18 protein-coding genes are annotated in these 18,787 nt (G+C 76.5%); 8 read left to right on the plus strand and 10 right to left on the minus strand.

The features are described 5' to 3' along the window. Positions 1-109 precede the first annotated feature (109 nt). The gene (locus tag IHE55_RS04595) at positions 110-571 is read left to right on the plus strand and encodes a MaoC family dehydratase (RefSeq protein WP_197987847.1); all 462 of its coding nucleotides are present in this window, start codon (positions 110-112) and stop codon (positions 569-571) included. 118 nt (positions 572-689) lie between these two features. Here the strand turns inward: IHE55_RS04595 and IHE55_RS04600 are convergent, their stop codons facing one another. From IHE55_RS04600 to IHE55_RS04625, 6 genes are all read right to left on the minus strand, one after another. Then, complete coding sequence (locus IHE55_RS04600; protein WP_197987848.1) at positions 690-1,316, minus strand: TetR/AcrR family transcriptional regulator; 627 nt, start codon at positions 1,314-1,316, stop codon at positions 690-692. 120 nt (positions 1,317-1,436) lie between these two features. Then, positions 1,437-2,531: a Zn-dependent alcohol dehydrogenase gene (locus IHE55_RS04605; protein ID WP_197987849.1), complete on the minus strand. Its 1,095-nt coding sequence runs from the start codon at positions 2,529-2,531 to the stop codon at positions 1,437-1,439. Between the two features lie 231 nt (positions 2,532-2,762). Continuing rightward, positions 2,763-4,193, minus strand: coding sequence for an aldehyde dehydrogenase family protein (locus tag IHE55_RS04610; protein WP_232265452.1), 1,431 nt, complete (start codon positions 4,191-4,193; stop codon positions 2,763-2,765). Positions 4,194-4,278: 85 nt separating this feature from the next. After that, on the minus strand, positions 4,279-4,827 hold the full coding sequence (locus IHE55_RS04615) for a class F sortase (RefSeq protein WP_197991782.1): 549 nt from the start codon (positions 4,825-4,827) through the stop codon (positions 4,279-4,281). Between the two features lie 290 nt (positions 4,828-5,117). After that, on the minus strand, positions 5,118-5,867 hold the full coding sequence (locus IHE55_RS04620; RefSeq protein WP_197987850.1) for a hypothetical protein: 750 nt from the start codon (positions 5,865-5,867) through the stop codon (positions 5,118-5,120). 510 nt (positions 5,868-6,377) lie between these two features. Then, positions 6,378-7,016 carry a TetR/AcrR family transcriptional regulator gene (locus tag IHE55_RS04625; protein WP_307826512.1) on the minus strand — a complete coding sequence of 213 codons (639 nt, stop codon included), beginning with the start codon at positions 7,014-7,016 and terminating at the stop codon, positions 6,378-6,380. Positions 7,017-7,112: 96 nt separating this feature from the next. Here IHE55_RS04625 and hmgA point away from each other — a divergent pair, with 96 nt between their 5' ends. After that, a complete protein-coding gene (gene hmgA / locus IHE55_RS04630; RefSeq protein ID WP_197987852.1) occupies positions 7,113-8,474 on the plus strand; it encodes a homogentisate 1,2-dioxygenase in 1,362 nt (453 codons plus the stop codon). Positions 8,475-8,491: 17 nt separating this feature from the next. Next, entirely contained in the window at positions 8,492-9,241 is a 750-nt protein-coding gene (locus tag IHE55_RS04635; RefSeq protein ID WP_197991783.1) for a GntR family transcriptional regulator, read from the plus strand. A gap of 649 nt (positions 9,242-9,890) precedes the next feature. On the opposite strand, the gene IHE55_RS04640 is transcribed toward IHE55_RS04635, so the two are convergent. Both IHE55_RS04640 and IHE55_RS04645 read right to left on the minus strand, forming a co-directional pair. After that, complete coding sequence (locus tag IHE55_RS04640) at positions 9,891-10,154, minus strand: hypothetical protein (protein ID WP_197987853.1); 264 nt, start codon at positions 10,152-10,154, stop codon at positions 9,891-9,893. 205 nt (positions 10,155-10,359) lie between these two features. Further along, positions 10,360-11,151, minus strand: a complete 792-nt coding sequence (locus IHE55_RS04645) for an SGNH/GDSL hydrolase family protein (RefSeq protein ID WP_197991784.1) — start codon at positions 11,149-11,151, stop codon at positions 10,360-10,362. A gap of 312 nt (positions 11,152-11,463) precedes the next feature. On the opposite strand from IHE55_RS04645, the gene IHE55_RS04650 reads away from it, so the two are divergent. Next, positions 11,464-12,711 (plus strand): S8 family peptidase, encoded by a 1,248-nt coding sequence (locus tag IHE55_RS04650; RefSeq protein WP_197987854.1) that lies wholly within the window; start codon positions 11,464-11,466, stop codon positions 12,709-12,711. A gap of 335 nt (positions 12,712-13,046) precedes the next feature. Beyond that, positions 13,047-14,099 carry a DUF5925 domain-containing protein gene (locus IHE55_RS04655; protein WP_197987855.1) on the plus strand — a complete coding sequence of 351 codons (1,053 nt, stop codon included), beginning with the start codon at positions 13,047-13,049 and terminating at the stop codon, positions 14,097-14,099. A 187-nt stretch (positions 14,100-14,286) separates the two neighbouring features. On the opposite strand, the gene IHE55_RS04660 is transcribed toward IHE55_RS04655, so the two are convergent. Continuing rightward, positions 14,287-15,627, minus strand: coding sequence for an aminotransferase-like domain-containing protein (locus IHE55_RS04660; protein ID WP_197987856.1), 1,341 nt, complete (start codon positions 15,625-15,627; stop codon positions 14,287-14,289). A gap of 135 nt (positions 15,628-15,762) precedes the next feature. Between IHE55_RS04660 and IHE55_RS04665 the strand changes: the two genes are divergently transcribed. Continuing rightward, positions 15,763-16,647, plus strand: coding sequence for an alpha/beta fold hydrolase (locus tag IHE55_RS04665; RefSeq protein ID WP_197987857.1), 885 nt, complete (start codon positions 15,763-15,765; stop codon positions 16,645-16,647). Between the two features lie 221 nt (positions 16,648-16,868). Here the strand turns inward: IHE55_RS04665 and IHE55_RS04670 are convergent, their stop codons facing one another. Continuing rightward, positions 16,869-17,246, minus strand: coding sequence for a GntR family transcriptional regulator (locus IHE55_RS04670; RefSeq protein WP_197987858.1), 378 nt, complete (start codon positions 17,244-17,246; stop codon positions 16,869-16,871). A 422-nt stretch (positions 17,247-17,668) separates the two neighbouring features. Between IHE55_RS04670 and IHE55_RS04675 the strand changes: the two genes are divergently transcribed. Together IHE55_RS04675 and IHE55_RS04680 are read left to right on the plus strand one after the other, a co-directional pair. Continuing rightward, positions 17,669-18,283: a GNAT family N-acetyltransferase gene (locus IHE55_RS04675; RefSeq protein WP_197987859.1), complete on the plus strand. Its 615-nt coding sequence runs from the start codon at positions 17,669-17,671 to the stop codon at positions 18,281-18,283. Next, positions 18,181-18,606: a GNAT family N-acetyltransferase gene (locus IHE55_RS04680; RefSeq protein WP_372442620.1), complete on the plus strand. Its 426-nt coding sequence runs from the start codon at positions 18,181-18,183 to the stop codon at positions 18,604-18,606. Before IHE55_RS04675 ends, IHE55_RS04680 begins: the two co-directional genes overlap by 103 nt. Positions 18,607-18,787 lie beyond the last annotated feature (181 nt).

Raw genomic sequence — 18,787 nt, forward strand, 5'->3', positions numbered from 1 at the left:
ACGCGAACCGGGCGGAACCGCCGGTCCCCGCCGGTCCCTCGTTGACAGCCGGGGCCCCCTCCCGCATGCTGAGCAAGCGCTTAGTGCATTGTCGTACCCGGGAGGCACGATGGCGGAGCCCACGATCTTCCACTCGCCGCGGGAGCTGCTGGCCGCGGTCGGCCGGGAGTTCGGCCCCAGCGACTGGGTGGAGGTCGACCAGCGGCGGATCGATCTGTTCGCCGAGGCCACCGGGGACCACCAGTGGATCCACGTCGATCCGGAACGGGCGGCGGACGGCCCGTTCGGCGGCACGATCGCGCACGGCTACCTCACGCTCTCCCTGCTGCCGCTGTTCACCCCGCAGCTGATCCGGGTGGAGGGGGTACGGCTGGGCGTCAACTACGGGACGAACAAGGTGCGTTTCCCGGCCCCGGTGCCGGTGGGGTCGCGGCTGCGCGCCACCGCGCGGATCGCCGGGGTCACCGAGGTGCCGGACGGGGTGCAGCTGACCACCGCGGTGACGGTGGAGCGCGAGGGCGGCGGGAAGCCGGTGTGCGTGGCGGAGTCGGTGAGCCGTTTCCTGTTCTGACCCCGCCTCCCCCGCCCGCCGGAGCCGCCCACGATCCGCCCCGGCCCGGCCCCGGACCGATCCGGGGCCGCTCCCCGTCGCCGCGGCGGGCCGTGGCGGCACCGCGCGGCGGCGTCCGTCAGGAGCCGGCCGCGCCCACCATCCGGAGCACCAGACCGGCGTAGAGGTCGCCGATCTCGTCCGGTGTGCGCCTCCCGTCCGGGGCGTACCAGCGCGCCACGTCGATGCAGAGCGAGAGCACGGCGAGGGTGGTGCCGGACACGTCCGGGACGTCGAAGGCGCCGGAGCGCACCCCGTCCTCGATGATGGCGCGCACCGCCGCGTCGATCTCCCGCCGGCGGGCGGCGATCACGGTGTAGTGCTCCTCGCTGAGCGCCGCCAGCTCGTACTGGACCACCCGGGCCGTGGTGTGGTGCTCGGCGTGCCAGCGGACGAAGGAGCGCACCACGGCGGCCAGCCGCTCGGCCGGGGTGCCGCCGGCGTCGTCGGCCTCCCGGACGATCGCCAGGGCGAGCCGGTGGCCGACGCCGCTGATCTGGTAGAGCAGCTCTTCCTTGGTCTTGTAGTGGATGTAGAGGGCGGCGGGGCTCATGCCGGCGCGGCCGGCGATGTCGCGGGTGGTGGTCGCGTGGTAGCCGCGCTCGGCGAACGCCTCGACCGCGGCGGTCACCAGCCGCCGGGCGGCGTCCGGACTGATGTCGGCCCACGCCCCGGTGTTCTCGGTGTTGTTCGCCTCCGCACTCATGGCGGACACCCTACAGGGCGATGAGCAAGCGCTTAGGGCACGGGAGCGGCCGCCGGTCACGCGTCCGGGCCGGCGCCGGGCACGGCCGTCGGCCACGCGCCGGGCCGGCGCCGGGGGCGGTCAGAAGACGACCAGCGCCCGGCCGCCGCGCCCGGCGAGCATCGCGTCGAAGGCGGCCGGGATGTCCGCCAGCCCGATCCGGTCGGTGACCAGGGCCGACAGGTCCAGCCGCCCGGCGCGGACGTGCTCGGCGATCACCGGCAGGTCCACGGCGGGGTCACAGTCCCCGTAGACGCAGCCGGAGAGCGTACGGCCGAAGTAGAACAGCTCCAGCGCGGAGAAGGACACCTGCTGTTCCTTCCCGCCGATCCCGACCACCGTGGTGCGGCCGCCCCGGCGGGTGGCGGACCAGGCGGTGCGGATGGTGTCGGCGCGCCCCACGCACTCCACGGCCACGTCGATGCCGTGGCCGCCGGTCAGTCCGCGGATCCGCCGCGGCACCTCGGTGGCGAAGTCCTCCCCGGCGACCAGGAACTCGGTCGCCCCGGCGGCCCGGGCCAGTTCCTCCTTGGCCGCCGAGGCGTCGACCGCGACGACGGTGGACGCGCCGGCGAGCCGGGCGGACTGGAGCACCGCCAGCCCCACCCCGCCGATCCCGAAGACCGCGACCGACTCCTGCGCGGCGACCCGCGCCGAGTGGTGCACCGCCCCGTACCCGGTGAGGACCGCGCAGCCGAGCACCGCGGCATCGGTGAGCGGAATGCCCGGCGGCAGCGGCAGCACGGCCCGCTCGGGGACCACCGTCTCCTCGGCGAAGACCGCGGTGCCCAGGCCGGGGTGGAGCGGCGTGCCGTCGGCGGCGAGCGTGGCGTAGGGGGCCGCGGCGCCGGCCGCCGCGTCGGTGCAGAGCCAGGGTTCACCGAGACCGCAGTAGTGGCAGGCGCGGCAGGCCGGCGCCCAGTTGAGGACCACCGGATCGCCGGGCGCCACCGCGGTCACCCCCGCCCCGACCGCCACCACCGTGCCGGCCCCCTCGTGGCCGAGGACGGCGGGCACGGGCTGGCGCAGGGTGCCGTTGGACAGCGACAGGTCGGAGTGGCAGACCCCGGCGGCGACGAGCCGTATCCGGACCTGGCCGGGGCCGGGCTCCGGCAGCACGATGTCGGCGATGCGCAGCGGGGCGTTGACGGCGGGCAGGACTGCGGCGCGGACCATGACTCTCCTCGGACGGGGCGGCGGCGGACGGGCGGGCTGACGGCCGGACGGGCGGTCGGTCTGACGGCCGGAGGGCCGGAGGGCGTACGGGCCCGGCCGGTGGGAAACCCGACGGTCGGTGTGTTCCGGGGACCCGCCCGGGCCGGCCCCCCACCCGGGCCCTCCCGGCTCAGGCCGGCACCCGCCCGGGCCAGGCACCCGGGCGAGTGCGCACCCGGCCGACCCCACCGGTCAGAACTGCAGCGACTTCATCTCCAGGTACTCGGCGAGCCCGTGGACGCCCAGCTCCCGGCCCACCCCGGACTGCTTGTAGCCGCCGAACGGCGCCATCGGGTTGAAGCGGCCGCCGTTGATGTCCACCTGACCGGTGCGCAGCCGGCGGGCGAAGGCGACCGCGGTGGCCTCGTCGGCGGACCAGACGGCCCCGCCCAGGCCGTAGATGGTGCCGTTGGCGATGCGGACCGCGTCGTCCTCGTCCGTGTACGGCAGGAACGTCACGACCGGCCCGAAGATCTCCTCCTGGGCGATGGTCATCTCCGGGGTGACGTCCGCGAAGACGGTGGGGCTCACGTAGTGGCCGCGGGACAGGCCCGCGACGGGCTCGGGGCCGCCGGTGACGATCCGCGCCCCCTCGGCGGTCCCGCGTTCGATGTAGCCGCGCACCCGGTCCCGCTGCCGGGCGCTGACCAGGGGTCCGAGCCGGGTCCCGGGGTCCCGCGGGTCGCCGGGGACGTAGCCGGCCGCGGCCTCGGCGGCGATCTTCACCGCCTCCTCGTAGCGGTCCGCGTCGACCAGCACCCGGGTCCACGCGGAGCAGGTCTGCCCCGCGTTGGACAGGACGTTGGCGAGGCCGGCGGTGACGGCGCGGGCCAGGTCGGCGCCGGGCAGGATCACGCTGGCCGACTTGCCGCCCAGCTCCAGCGCGACCCGCTTGACCGCGCCGCCGGCGATGGCGCCGATCCTCCTGCCGACCTCGGTGGAGCCGGTGAAGGAGACCAGGTCCACCTCCGGGTGCTCGGCCAGCGCCTGGCCGGCCACCGGGCCGGCCCCGGTCACCAGGTTGAACACCCCCGGCGGCAGCCCCGCCGCGTGCACCGCGTCGGCGAACAGCTGGGCGACCAGCGGGGTGTCCTCGGCGGGCTTGAGGACCACGGTGCAGCCGGCGGCCAGTGCCGGGGCCACCTTGGCCACGACCTGGTGCAGCGGGTAGTTCCACGGCGTGATGGCGGCCACCACCCCGACCGGCTCGTGGAGGACGGTGGAGGTGCCGATCCGCTCCTCGAACGGGTGGTCGGCGGCGAGTTCGGCGTAGGTACCGGCCACCACGATCGGTGCGCCGGCCTGGACCTTCCGGGCGAAGGTGTACGGGGCGCCGAGCTCGGCGGTGATGGTGTCGGCGATGTCCTCGTGCCGGGCGACGAGTTCGTCGCGGAGCGCGGTGAGCCGGGCTGCGCGCTCGGCCGGGGCGGTGGCGGCCCAGCCGGGGAAGGCGGCGCGGGCGGCGCCCACCGCGGCGTCCACGTCCTTCGCGGTGCCGGCCGGGACCCGGCCGATGAGCTGCTCGTCGGCCGGGTTGAGCACGTCGATCGTGCCGCTGCCCAGGGCCGGCCGCCACCGGCCGTCGATGTACATCCGGTCGTCCGTTCCCCGGTGGACCGCCATGGTCACCCTCCCGTGCGGCAGCTTGGTCTGCCGCCAACCTAACGCCGGTGGTCCGGGCTGACCAGGGCGCCCGGGGTGCCCTCGATCACGTCACCCCGGCGGTCGGCCGGACGTCCGTGAGGTGTGCGAAGACCACGATGTTGGCGGCGTAGCCGCGTTCCCGGTGGAACGTTCCGCCGCAGGTGAGCAGCCGCAGTTCCGGACGCCCGCGGGAACCGTAGACGCGGGTGTCGGGGAAGCGGGACTTGTCGAAGGTGCGGACCGCGTCCACGGTGAAGACGGCGGTGCGCCGGTCCGCCCGCACCACCTCGATCTCATCGCCGCGGTCCAGGTCGTCCAGGTTGAGGAAGACCGCCGGGCCGGTCGGGGTGTCCCGGTGCCCCACGATCACCGCGGTGCCCCGCTCGCCGGGCGCGGGCCCGTGCTCGTACCAGCCGGCCAGCCGGGCCTCCTCCACCGGCGGCGTCCGCAGCCGCCCCCGCCGGTCCCGGCCGAGGCCGGTGAGCGGGGCCTCCAGCGCGAGGCCGGGGATGGCGATCGCGGTCGCCGGCGCGTACGGCAGCGGGGGTGTGCCGGGGCGGCCGGCCCGGGGGCGGGGGCCGGCGGCCCGGTCGTGGCCCGGTGGAGCGACCAGCCGCCCGCGGCGAGGACCGCGACCGCGACCGCCGTCAGCAGCGGGCGGCGGACGCGTCCCGGCCCACGCCTCCCGGACGGCCGGTCATGCGGCGCCATGGGTGCGGCGGCGGGCCCGGCGGACCAGGTGGAAGCCGGCCCCGGCGGCGACGCCGGCCGCCAGGGTCCCGGTGAGCACGGCCGTCGCGGGGCTGCCGGAGCCGCCGTCGGCCGTCCCGCCGCCACCGGCGCCGACCGGGCCGTTCAGCGGGGCGCCGGTGTCGGTGTGGGCCCGGGCCGGGTCGCTCGTGGTCAGCTCCGCCGCGCGGTCGGTGGTCCGCCGGGGGGCGGCCCCGTCCGCCGTTCCGGCCTCGTCCGCCGGGGCCCGGCCGGTGCCACCGGTGCCCGGGCCGTCGGCGCCGGGCAGGCTGCCGGCCGGGCCCTCGGCGTCCTCGTCCGTCCCGTCGCGGCCCTGGGGCCGGACGGTGCCGGTGGCGGTGCCGTCCTCGTCCCGGTCCTCGTCGCGGGCCCCGGCCTGGGGGCAGGGCGGCCCCGGGGGCGGCGTCCGCGCCGCCGGGGGGCGGCCTGCGGCCCGTCCTGCCCGGCGGACGGGCGCGGGGCGGCGGCGGTGCGGTCCCCGCAGTCCACCCGGAACACCTTCTGCCCGGCCTGGCCGGACTCGCCGTCCAGGTGCCAGGCCAGCTTGTACCGGCCGTCCGGCAGCGACAGTTCCTCGGTGCGTCCGAGACCGCCGGCCAGGCTGATGCCGCCGGACAGACCGCCGACCTCGACGTCCGCCCCCAGCGGGAAGATCGCGTAGGCGACCTCCTGGACCGCCCCGAAGTCCTTGCCGAGCAGGTAGAACCGGCAGACCCTGGACTCGTCCCGCGCGGCGGACAGGGGGGTGCCGACGCTGCGGACCTTGACGTCGCCGTGGTCACCCGGCGTCGCGGCGGCCACCGGGGTGGCGGTGAGGAGGGCGGCGCCGGCGCAGGCCAGGGCGGCGAGGGCGGCCGCGCCCGGACGGCCCCCGGGGACGGCGGGGAGAACTGAGGTGGTCACGCGGTGCTCCTTCACGCCCGTGCGGGCTGGTATCCGTGCGGTGCGGTCACCTGACAACCTGTCACGCACGGACCGGCGGCGGCCGGTACGACCGTGCCGAAGAGCCGATAATCCCTCCATCAGCCCACACGGAACCCTCCCGCGCCGCACCCCCCGCCGGTCCCCCGGCCCGCCGCCCGCCCGGCCGCGCACCGGCCCTGCGGCGCCGGCACCCCGTCCTGCCGACCGGACGGCCGCCGCTCGTCCTGCTCCCGGACACGCGCCCGCCCGCCCCGCCGACCTCGGGCCGGGGGGCCCGGTCGCCCACCCCGCCGCCCGGACCGGCAGCGGCGGCCCACCCAGCCCACGGACCGGCAGCGGCGGCCCACCGGCCGACCGGTCCGCCGGTGCGCCCCCCCGCGCGGCACCGGCGCGCGTCCGGCACGGCCCGGGCGGGCCGGCGTACCGCGCCGGCCCCGGGACGCCCGGCGCGCGGGCGTACGGCCGCCCCCGGCCGGGCCGGGCGGCGGGTCAGTCGAGCACGCCGGCGAGATAGCCGCGGAGCATCTCCTTGGTCTCCGCCACGATCACCGGGTCACCCGCCGGATCGACCCGGAAGGCCAGCTTCAGCAGGGTGTCGGCGGTCTCCACGGCGAGCAGCACGGCCGTCCGGAGCCGCTCCGTGGGCCCGCCCCCGGACGGCCCGTCCGTCAGGTCCAGCCGGCCGGCGAGCAGGTCGTACAGCCGGTCGGCCACCAGATGGTTGGGCTGGTCGGAGGGCGCGGTGGCGGGCACCGGCATGCCGAACTCGACCAGGCCGAAGCCGGGGGCCCCGCGCTTCATCGCCAGGTACTCGTCGATCACCACGTCCATGACCTGCCGCCAGTCCCCGGGGACCGGGTCGGGGCCGGGGGCGGCCAGCCGGGCCTCGATGCGGGCGACGTACTCGTCCAGGTTGCGCCGGGCCAGCGCCTCGGCCATCGCCCGCTTGTTGTCGAAGAAGCGGTAGACCGAACCGATGGGCACCCCGGCGCGCTCGGCGACGGCGCGGGTGCTCAGGTCCTCGTATCCGGTCTCGTCGAGCAGTTCGGCGCAGGCGTCGAGGATCCTGCCGAGACGTTCGGCGCTGCGCCGTTGCACCGGCACGCGGCGGAGGTTCGATGTGGACACCCCTCCATCCTGCCTGGTCCGCACCGTGTCGTTGACGCGCGCCCGGAGTATTCCTATGGTCATACATAGGAATCGTTGGAGCGGCGGGAGTACGCGATGAGCGGCACGAGCACCGGGCACGAGCAGGCACGGAAGACGGCCGAGGGGCTGGAGTACCTCTCCGGGTTCGGGAACGAGCACAGCAGCGAGGCCGTTCCCGGCGCGCTGCCGGTGGGGCGGAACTCCCCGCAGCGGGCCCCGCTGGGGCTGTACGCCGAGCAGCTCAGCGGCAGCGCCTTCACCGAACCGCGGCGGAACAACCGCCGCTCCTGGCTGTACCGCATCCGCCCCTCGGCCGCGCACCCGCCGTTCGTCCAGGTCGGCAACGGGGCACTGGCCGGCGCGCCGTTCGGTGGCGCCGAGGGCGCCGTGCCCGACCCCAACCGGCTGCGCTGGGACCCGCTGCCGGACCCGGCCGAGGGCACCGATTTCCTGGCCGGACTGTGGACCCTGGGCGGCAACGGCGACGCCACCCAGCGCACCGGCATGGCCGTCCACCTGTACGCCGCGAACGCCTCGATGACCGGCCGGGTGTTCAGCGACGCCGACGGCGAGCTGCTGATCGTGCCGCAGCAGGGCGGGCTGCTGCTGCGCACCGAGTTCGGTCTGCTCGCCGTGGCGCCGGGCCAGGTGGCGCTGGTCCCGCGCGGGGTGCGGTTCCGGGTGGAGCTGACCGACCCGGCGCCCGGGGCGGTCGCCCGCGGTTACGTCTGCGAGAACTACGGGCAGCCCTTCGTCCTCCCCGACCTGGGGCCGATCGGCGCCAACGGCCTGGCCAACCCGCGGGACTTCCTCGCCCCGGTGGCCGCCTACGAGGACGTCGAGGGCCCGGTGGAGGTGATCAACAAGTTCTGCGGGAACCTGTGGTCGGCCACCTACGACCACTCGCCGCTGGACGTGGTGGCCTGGCACGGCAACTACGTGCCGTACGTGTACGACCTGCGGCGCTTCAACGTCATCGGCTCGATCAGCTACGACCACCCGGACCCGTCGATCTTCACCGTGCTGACCTCGCCGTCGGACACCCCCGGGCTGGCCGGGGTGGACTTCGTGGTCTTCGCGCCCCGCTGGCTGGTCGGTGAGGACACCTTCCGCCCGCCGTACTTCCACCGGAACGTGATGAGCGAGTACATGGGGCTGATCGAGGGCGCCTACGACGCCAAGACGGCCGGCAAGGGCGGCTTCGTGCCCGGCGGCGGCTCGCTGCACAACATGATGTCCGCGCACGGGCCGGACCGGGAGACCTTCGACCGGGCCAGCGCGGCGGAGCTGGTCCCGCAGAAGGTGGACGACGGGCTGGCCTTCATGTTCGAGACCCGCTGGCCGGTGACGCTGACCCGGCAGGCGGCCGAGGCCGGCCACCTCCAGGCACGGTACGACGACGTGTGGCAGGGTCTGGAGCGCCACTTCCGTCCCTGACCGTGACCGGAGGCCACGTGACCACCTTCGCCCCCGACTCACTCGCCCTGAACCGCAAGCTCCCGCTCTGGTACCAGGTCTCGCAGTCGCTGCGCGCCTCGATACTCGGCCGCCGCCCGCAGGACCCGCTGCGGCTGCCGACCGAGGACCGGCTCGCCGAGCACTACGGTGTCAGCGTGCTCACCATGCGTCAGGCGCTCAAGGAGCTGGAGAGCGAGGGTCTGATCAGCCGGCACCGGCGGCGCGGCACGTTCATCGAACCCAGCGCCCGGCGCGGTGCGCCGGTGCGGCTGCTGGGTTCGGTGGACGCCATCGTCGCCCAGCAGTCCGGGGAGCGTACCGAGGTGCTGGGGCACGGCCCGGAGCCGGTGCCGCCCGAGCTGGCCGAGCACTTCCCCGGGCTGGACGAGGCGGTGGCGTACCGCCGGCTGCGCTCCGACGAGCGCACCGGCGAGCCCACCAACTGGGCGGAGAACCTCGTCCGGCCCGAACTGGCGGACCGCATCGACCTCGACGACCTGACGCGCTGGCCGATGACCAAGGTGCTGCGGGACGTGGTGGGGGTGCGGATCAGCCGGATCACCGACACCGTGGAGGCCCGGCTCGCGGACCCGGAGACCGCCCGGCTGCTCGACGTCCCGCTGCTCAGCCCGATCCTGCACTACACGGGCCTCACCTACGACGAGGCGGGGCGCGTGGTGGACGTGGCGCGCATCCGGTACCGGGGCGACCGGTTCTCCTTCACCGTGACGCTGGAGGCGCACTGACCTCCCCGCCCCGCCCCGCCCGGCGCGTCGCCCGGCCCCCTGGCCGGGCGGCGGCCTTTCCCGGCGGCGGCCCGGACACCACCGCGGCGCGGCGGCGGAGAAGCCCGCGGCACGAGGCACCGGCCCCGGAGGCACCACAGGTCCCGAGCGTGAAAGCTCCCGGGCGCGAGAGTCCGGGGGCGAAAGCGGCGGGTGCGAGGGGGTCGGGGCGCGACGGCCCGCGGACATGACGGCGGCACACCGGCCGCGGGAGGCATCGCCGTGGTGGACCCGACGGTGGCAGCGGCACGACCGAGGATGCCGGACCGGCAGCGGGTACGGCGGCGGTACGGGGGGCCGTCAGCGGCGCGGCGGCAGCGGTACGGCGGACCGCCGGCGGCGCGGCGGCGGTGTCACGGCGGCGACGCGCCGGGCCGGGCTGGGCCGGGAATTACTCGCGGCCGAAGGCGGACCGGTGGAACCGGCGGCCGCCGGGGCGCACCGGAGCCGGGGCGTACCGGTACGGCGGTGGAAGGGATCATCCCGGGCCGGGGAGCGGGCGACGACTCACCCCGGACGGACAGCGCGGAACGACCGGCTGGAGCGAGGCCGGCTTTCCCCTGGTGCCCGGGATGATCGATGAATCGAACGTGCTGCGGACGCCCGAGGGCTAGCCGCGGTTACCGAACAGGGAACGCCTCAGCCGCCGCAACGGGGCGAACAACGACACCCTCGCGGTGCGGCTGTCCCTGACGCGCTGGTGGTCGCGGGCGGTGAGCTCCCGCATCAGCACGGTGGCCCCCTCCGCCTCCCGCCGGGGCACGGCAGGGCCGCCCAGCACCGCGAGATGGCGGTCGAGGCGCGCACTGGACGCACCGCTCCCGCACGTGATGGCAGGCACCCGTGGCCTGCTCCTGACCGTTATCTGCTCCATGACACTCCCCACCCGTACGAAGACACCCGCCCCGGGCAGAGTAACCCTACCTCCCCGAGTCGTCACCCGTGCATCCAAGGTCGTGGATTCACCGCGCCGTCAAGGGCGTTGACAGCGGTTTCGGCACGGATTCGCCGGACGGGGCCCCGGCCGTCCTTCCGGCCGGGGCCCCGCGCCGCACGTCCGCGCCGGTGGCGCGGCGGGCTCAGGCGGCCGAGCGGAACGCCGGCAGGTAGCCGCCGGACTGGCCGGAGGCGGTGGGGTGGTACGAGTCACCGATGTTCAGCCAGTTCACGCTGTGCAGCCACGGGTTGCTGGAGCAGATCTCGTGCCCGGTGAAGGTGCCCCGGACGTCGGCGAAGGTGAAGCCGTTCTCCGCGACCTGCTTGGCGATGACCGAGTTGAGCAGGTCGGAGGCGCTGTTGATGGCGGCGCGCTTGGTCTCGCTCAGCCCGGCGACGCAGCCGCCGCCGAGCTGGTAGAAGCGCGGGTAGCCGAGCACGACCACGCGGGCGTTGGGCGCCTTGGCGCGGATGGTGTCGTAGGTGGTGTTCAGCTTGCCCGGCAGGGTGTTGCTGACGTAGGAGCGGGCCTGGTTGATCCGGTCCAGACAGCCGCTGTCGGTGCTGAGCACACAGGTGGTCATGACGTCCGCGAATCCGGCGTCGTTGCCGCCGACACTGAGGCTGACCAGGCCGGTTCCGGTGTTGAGCGGGCCGAGCTGCTTGGCCAGGACGTCATCGGTCTTCGCGCCGGAACACGCGGTGAAGCTGAAGGAGGAGGGGGAGTTCGCGGCGGCCCACAGCACCGGGTACGCCTTGGTGCTGCGCTTGCAGTCCCCGCTGCCGCTGTCGTAGCTCCCGGCCCCGACGCCCGAGGAGTACGAGTCGCCGAGCGCGACGTAGGCGGGCGCGGCCGCGGCCTCCGAGGCCTGAGCGGCGCCGGCGCCGGACAGGCCGACGACGGACCCGAGGACGAGCGCGCCGGCGACACTCATCAGCCGGGGGAGGATACGAGGCAGTCTCATCAAGTCTCCTTCAGCAGGCCACTGCTGGCTTTGTTTCGGGGGGATCACCCCGGCGACGGGGCGAACCGGTACAGACCGTCACCCGGGCCGCCTCGACCGTTGCGGCGGAATGACATGGCTATGTCATCCCTCGAAAACCGTTGTTCTATGCGGGTTGATGAGAAAACTTTGAACCGGTCCCAGGTGTCGTCAGTACCAACGGACCTCGCGCCCGGCGGTACCGGGCGCACCCCCGTGTGCGCGCCCGTTCCCGGCGCGCCACCGACGAGGAGGATTCCCGCGATGGCAGTGAAGCGTGTCAACCGACGCACCACCAGCACCACGCACCTCCCCCGCACCACCTCCGCGCGGTCCGCGGCGCTCGTCGCGGTGGCGGCGGCCACCGTCCTCGGCGCCCTGACCGCGGTCCCCGCGGGCGCCGCGCCGGCCGAGGGCACGGTCGTCGGCGCCGGCTCGCCCGACGCCGTCCCGGGCAGCTACATCGTCACCCTGGACGACGCGGCCGGCGTCCGCTCCGCCTCGGCGGCGGGCCGGAACCTGATCGCCGGGTACGGCGGCACGGTGCGGCACACCTACCGCGCCGCGCTCAACGGCTACGCCGTCCGGCTCACCGAGGGCCAGGCCCGCCGGCTGGCCGCCGACCCGGCGGTGGACCAGGTGATCCAGGACACCCGGGTCACCGCCACCGCCACCCAGACGGACCCGCCGTCCTGGGGCCTGGACCGGATCGACCAGGCCAACCTGCCGCTGGACCGCCGGTACACCTATCCCGACGACGCCGGCGCGGGCGCCACCGTGTACGTCATCGACACCGGTGTCCGGATCAGCCACTCCGACCTGGCCGGGCGGGCCGTCAACGGCTACGACGCGGTGGACGGCGACAACGTCGCGCAGGACGGCAACGGCCACGGCACGCACGTCGCCACCACCGCGGCCGGCACCCGGTACGGCGTGGCCAAGAAGGCCAGGGTCGTCGCCGTCCGGGTGCTGGACAACCAGGGCTCGGGCACCACCGCGCAGGTGGTCGCGGGCATCGACTGGGTCACCCGGAACCACAGCGGCCCGTCGGTGGCGAACCTGTCGCTGGGCGGCGGCCCGAGCACCGCCCTGGACACCGCGGTGAAGAACTCCATCGCCAGCGGCGTGACCTACGCGGTGGCGGCCGGCAATTCCAACCAGAACGCCGAGAACTTCTCCCCGGCCCGGGTCCCGGAGGCCCTCACCGTCGGCGCCACCACCAACACCGACGCCCGGTCCAGCTTCTCCAACTACGGCCCCCGGCTGGACCTGTTCGCCCCCGGCTCCCAGATCACCGCCGGGTGGCACACCTCCGACACCGCCACCAACACCATCTCCGGCACCTCGATGGCCGCCCCGCACGTGGCCGGCGCCGCCGCCGTCCACCTCTCCGGGCACCCCTCGGCCACCCCGGCACAGGTGTCCGCCGCACTGGTGAACGGCGCCACCCCGGGCAAGGTGACCAACCCGGGCACCGGCTCGCCGAACCGGCTGCTGCGGATCGTGCCCTGACCGCCGGACGGGTGGCACCGGACGGCCGGCGCGCCCGCTGAGCGGGTCGTGGGGCAGGGGCGGCGGCACCCCTGCCCCACGACCCGTCCCGGAAACCGTGTACCGCCGCCCGGCCCGGTGGCGGATCATGTGCACCATGTGCGCCGACCGCAGCTCCGGTTCCAGGAGGCGGAACCCGTCCGCCGAGTCCGCCGACCAGCCCGCCGCCACCCCCACGACCGCCCCACCGGCCCCCGCCGGCCCCGGCGACCACCCCGCCGGCGCCGGTGACCGGCCCGCCGGGGGGCGGGGACGGCCCGGCGGCGGTCCACCGTACGCTGCCGATCCGACTGACCATGGACGACAACGACTCGCCCGCCGACGTCCTGGACGCCCTGTTCCTGGGGCGCTTCGCCACCGGTGAGCAGCCGTACGCCCGCAGCCACTCGGTGGAGCGGGTGCGGTCCGGGGTGACGCTGCTGCCGCCGGGCGCCACGGTGCTCCGGGCCACCCGCGACGCCGACCGCAGCGCCACCCTGGCCGCGGGCGACGGCTGGACGGTGCTGGTGTCCCGCTGGACGCCGGGGGCCGACGTCACCGTGACCGCGGTCGACGACGAACTGGCCGAACGGGTGCTGCGGCAGGCCGTGGACGGCGCGGCGGACGAGCCGGAGCCGCAGCCGGAGAGCGTCGCCATGGGCTTCTGGTACCTCTCCCCCCGGCGCGGCCCGTACCGCAGCACCCGCCAGGTGACGGCCGGGACCTGGGAGGAGATCCGCGGCAACTACAGCGCGCCGGTGGCCGAGGCGATGGACGGCCTGGTGAAGCTCACGCCCGAGGACATCGCCGGCCGGCTGCTGCTCCTGCACGGCCCGCCCGGCACCGGCAAGACCTCCGCGCTGCGGACGCTGGCCCGCTCCTGGCGGGACTGGTGCCAGGTGGACTGCGTGCTCGACCCGGAGCTGCTCTTCAACGACGTCGGCTACCTGATGGAGATCGCCATCGGCGAGGACGAGGGGCCGGCCGGCGGCCGCTGGCGGTTGCTGCTCCTGGAGGACTGCGACGAGCTGATCCGCGGCGAGGCGCGGCACACCGCGGGCCAGGCCCTGTCCCGGCTGCTGAACCTCACCGACGGGCTGCTCGGCCAGGGGCGCAACGTCCTGGTCGGGGTGACCACCAACGAGGACCTGGAGCGGCTGCACCCGGCGGTGGTCCGGCCCGGCCGCTGCCTGGCCCGGATCGAGGTCGGTCCGCTCAGCCGCGCGGAGGCGGTCGGCTGGCTCGGCCGGGAGGAGGGCGTGGGCCGCGACGGGGCCACCCTCGCCGAGCTGTACGCGCTGCGCCGGGGCGGCGGACCGGCCTCGGTACCGGCGCCGTCCGCGGCCCCGGACGCCGGGCTGTACCTGTGAGGCGCGCCCGGCCGGGGTGCCGCCCCCGGCCGGGCGCGCCTCGTGCACCCCGGCCGCGCGGGCGCGGCGGCCGGGCGTGCGGCACCGCGGCCACTCGGGCGCGGCAGCCCGCCGCGGGGGCCGTCGGTGGTGGCGGGACGGCTCCGCCGGCCGGTGCGGGGGACGGCCGGGCGGCGGCCGGCCGGCGTCAGTAGATGCCGACGTCCTCCGGCGCACGGCGGGCGAGGGCGCCCAGGGTGTCCAGCGCGGCGGCGAGCACCTCCGGTGGCGGTGAGGCGAGCCCCAGCCGGACCGCGCCGGGCGCCCGGCCCGCGCCGACCACGAACGCGGCGGCCGGGGCGACCGCGATGCCCCGCCGGGCCGCGGCGGCCACGAACGTCTCGGCCCGCCACGGCGCGGGCAGCTCCCACCAGCAGAAGTAGGCGGCCGGGTCGGTGCGCAGGGTGTGGCCGGCCAGCCGGGTGGCGGCGATCCGCTGCCGGACCGCCGCGTCGTGCCGCTTGGCGCGGACGATCCGGTCCACGGTGCCGTCACCGATCCAGCGGACCGCCGCCTCCAGGGCGAACCGGCTGACGGTCCAGCCGCCGGAGCGCAGCGCGGCCGCGTACCGCTCGGTCAGCCCGGGCGGGGTGACGGCGAACCCGGCGGTGAGACCGGGCGCCAGCCGTTTGGAGAGGCTGTCGATCAGGACGGTCCGGTCGGGGGCGAGGGCGGCCAGCGGCGGCGGCCCGTCGGACAGGAAGGCCCAGATGGTGTCCTCGATCGCGTACAGGTCCAGCCGTTCCAGGGCGTCGGCGAGTTCGGCGCGGCGTGCCGGGGGCACCGTGGTGGCCAGCGGGTTGTGCAGGGTGGGCTGGAGGTAGACGGCGGCCGGCCGGCCCGCCCGGCAGGCGGCGGCCAGCGCCTCGGGGCGCACCCCGTCGGCGTCCGTGGCCAGCGGGACCAGGGTCACCCCCAGGCGGGCGGCGACGGCCTTGAGCACTGGGTAGGTCAGCTCCTCCACGGCGAGCCGGCCGCCGGGCGGCACCAGGGCGGCGACCGCGGCGGCGATGGCCTGCCGCCCGTTCCCGGCGAACAGCACGCGGTCGGGCGCCGGCCGCCAGCCGGTCCGGGTGAGCAGACCGGCCACCGCCTCGCGGGCGGCGGCGGTGCCGGCCGCCCCCACCGGGCGGAGCGCGGCACCCAGCAGGTCGGGGCGGAGCAGCGGCCGCAGGCCGGCGGCGAGCAGGTGCGCCTGGCCCTCCACCAAGGGGTAGTTGAGCTCCAGGTCCACCCGCCGGCCGGCCGGTTCGGCGAGCGCCGGGCCGGCCGCCGGCGGGTCGGCGCGGACGAAGGTGCCCCGGCCGACCTCGCCGACCACCAGGCCGCGGCGGGTCAGTTCCCGGTAGACGCGGGCGGCGGTGGAGTTGGCGATGCCGTGGGCCCGGGCGAAGGCCCGCTGGGTGGGGAGCCGGTCGCCGGGGCGGAGCCGTCCGGCCTCGATGTCCCGGGCGACCGCGTCGGCCGCGCTCAGGTAATCCTCCGTCAACGTCCCCTCCGTACCGCCCCGCAAGGCATTTTGCTCGATTGCACCGAGTGCAAAGTCATCATTGCACTCGCCGACGGGCCGCGCCTAGCATCCGGAACAACGGATCGGCAGGACCGCGAGAACGGGGATCTGATGATGACCACGGCGTCCGCGAACGGAATCGCCATCGGCTACGACGACCTGGGCCCCCGCACCTGCGCGGTGCCGCTGCTGCTGGTCCACGGGCACCCCTTCGACCGCTCCATGTGGCGCCCCCAGCTCCAGGCGGCCGCTGCGGCGGGGCACCGCGTCATCGCCCCGGACCTGCGCGGCTACGGCGAGTCCACGGTGGTGCCGGGCAGCACCCCGTTCCCGGTGTTCGCCACCGACCTGGCCGCGCTCCTGGACGGCCTGGGCATCGGGGAGGTGGCGCTGGGCGGGCTGTCGATGGGCGGGCAGATCGTCATGGAGTTCCAGCGCCTCTTCCCCGGGCGGGTGCGCGGGCTGCTGCTCGCGGACACCGCCGCCGAGCCGGAGACGGCGGACGGACGCGCCTGGCGGCGGGCGATGGCCGACCGGCTGCTGCGCGAGGGCATGGCGCCGTACGCCGACGAGGTGCTGACGAAGATGGTGGCGCCCCGCACCGTCGAGACGATGCCGGACGTGGCCACCCATGTGCGGCTGATGATGGGCGGCACCCCGCCGGAGGGGGCCGCCGCGGCGCTGCGGGGCCGCGCCGAGCGCCCGGACTACCGGCCGGTGCTGGCCGGGGTCACCGTGCCGACGCTGGTGGTGGTCGGCGCGGACGACGAGTTCACGCCGGTGGAGGACGCACGGACGCTGCACCGGCTGGTCGCGGGCTCCCGGCTGCGGGTGGTGGAGGGCGCGGCGCACATGCCGAACCTGGAGCGGCCGGCGGAGTTCAACGCGGCCATGCTGGAGTTCCTCGACGAGGTGGCCGCGGCGTCGACCGCACGGCGGTCCGGCCCGCCGGCCGGCGCGGCCGGGGCAGGCGCGGGGGCGGCCGGCGCGACCGGCTGACGCGCCCGGCCGGCTGACGCGCGCGGTCGGGCCGGGCCGCCCGGCGGGTGGGCGGTGGACGGCGGCGCGCCGGTTGCGGGTGTGCGTGGGTGGCGGATCCGACGGGGCCGGTGGAGGCGACGGGCGGCGGACGTGCCGGACCGGCGGAGGCGACGGGCGGTCGGGGCCGCGCCGGGACGCGTCCCCGCAGGCCCCGCGCCGCCCTCCCGACACCGCCGGTGTCACCGCTCCTCGTACACCGCTCGCAGCGCGTCCTGGACCGCGCCGAGCGCGGCGGTCCGGTCCAGGCCCAGCCGGTGCGCCCGCCGGGCGTAGGCCACCGCGGCCTCGGCCGCCTCCCGGGCGGCGGCGTCCCCGGCGGCGGCGACGAAGGTGCCGTTGCGGCCCCGGGTCTCCACCACCCCGTCCGCCTCCAGGGCGCGGTACGCCTTGGCCACGGTGTTGGCGGCGAGTCCGAGCTCCTCGGCGAAGCCGCGTACCGTCGGCAGCCGGTACCCCACCGGCAGCGCGCCCGACCGGGCCTGTTCCGCGATCTGGGCGCGGACCTGTTCGAACGGGGCGGTCGCCGAGTCCGGGTGGACGGTGATCTGCAGGGCCACGGTGCGTCTCCAGGGGTGCCGGTGCGGGTCGGTGCCACATTGTCCGTCACCCGCCGGCGCTCCGCCGCCGGCTCCGGCGCGGGGCGCCACCGCACCCGGCCGGCCGGCCCCCTCCCGGCGGAGGCGACCGGCCCGGTACGGAAACGCACCCCTCCCGGCGGGCACGACCGGCCGCGACCGGACATGCCCGAGCACGACCGGATCCGGCCGGTCGTGCCCGGGCGCGACCGGGCACGACCGGGCACGACCGGAGGGAGCCGGTACGGAGCCGGTACGGAGCCAGGCTGACCTGCGGCGGCGCCGGACCGGGCACCGGTGCCGGGGCCGCCGCCCGGGACCGGCACGAACCGATGACATCCGGCCATCCCAACGCCCGGAAATGGTGCGGCGCACCACCCGGTCACGCCGTACCCTGCGACCTCATGACGTTGATCGTGCGCGACTTTCGCGTGGCAGACGCCGAAGCGGTGGCCGAAGCACGCCGCGCCGCGTGGCCGTACGGGGTGAGCACCGCAGAGGGCGTCGCGTGGGAAGTGGCGCACGCCCCGGCCGGACGGCGCCACCGCCTCCTGGTCGCCGAGGCCGGCGGGACGGTGGTGGGCACCGCCGCCACCGGGATGTGCACCGCGGGCGGCGCGGCCGGACACGCCTTCGCCGAGGTGCGGGTGCACCCCGCGCACCGGCGCCGGGGCGTCGGCACCGCGCTGCTGCACCACGCCGAGGAGCACCTCGCCGGGCTGGGCACCACCGCCGTCCACATCCGGACGCTCGACGAACGGCCGTGCGTCACCTTCGCCGAGCGCCGGGGCTACCGGCGCGCCGCGGGCTACCGGTTCTGGCGGCTGGATCCGGCCGCCGCCGCGCCCGCCGCCCCCCGGGTGCCGCCGGGGGTGGAGCTGCGCACCGCGGCCGACCTCGCCGGTGACCCGCGGGGGTGGCACACCGCCGAGACCGAGGTGGCCCGGGGCCGGCCGGGCGGGGTGGACGGGGGGCGCACGAGGGTTGCGGGGGCTACGCGGAGTACGAGGAGTGGCTGACGGCCGAGTGGGGCCGCCCCGACCGCAGCCCGGAACTCTCCTCGGTGGCCCTGGTGGACGGGGCGGTGGCGGCGTACAGCGCGGTGTACCGCGACGGCGGCCGCCGGGTGTCGGTCCGGACCGGTGTGCTCCCCGGGGAGCGGGGGCGGGAGCTGGCGGAACTCACCACCGCCCACGCGCTGCACCGGGCCGCGGCGGCCGGCTGTGCCGAGGTCTTCGTCGGGCACGACGCCGACGACACCGCGCTGCTCGACGCCGCCCGGTCGCTCGGCCTGCGCCCCGCGGCGGCCGGCTGGCGCTACGTCCGCGAGCTGACGGTCTGACCGCCGCCGGCCGGGGCGGGGGCGAACCTCCCGGGTGCCGGGACGTGACGACCGGTCCCGGCATGGCGGGCGGGCGGGCGACGGCCGGGTGGCCGAGGCGGTGCGGGGCACGGCGCCGGCGACGGCGGGAGAGAAACGGCGGCCGGGGACGGCGCGGGGACGACCGGTCGGAGCCGGCGGA

It is taken from the genome of Streptomyces pactum (genome assembly GCF_016031615.1).
GTDB classification, from domain to species: domain Bacteria; phylum Actinomycetota; class Actinomycetes; order Streptomycetales; family Streptomycetaceae; genus Streptomyces; species Streptomyces pactus.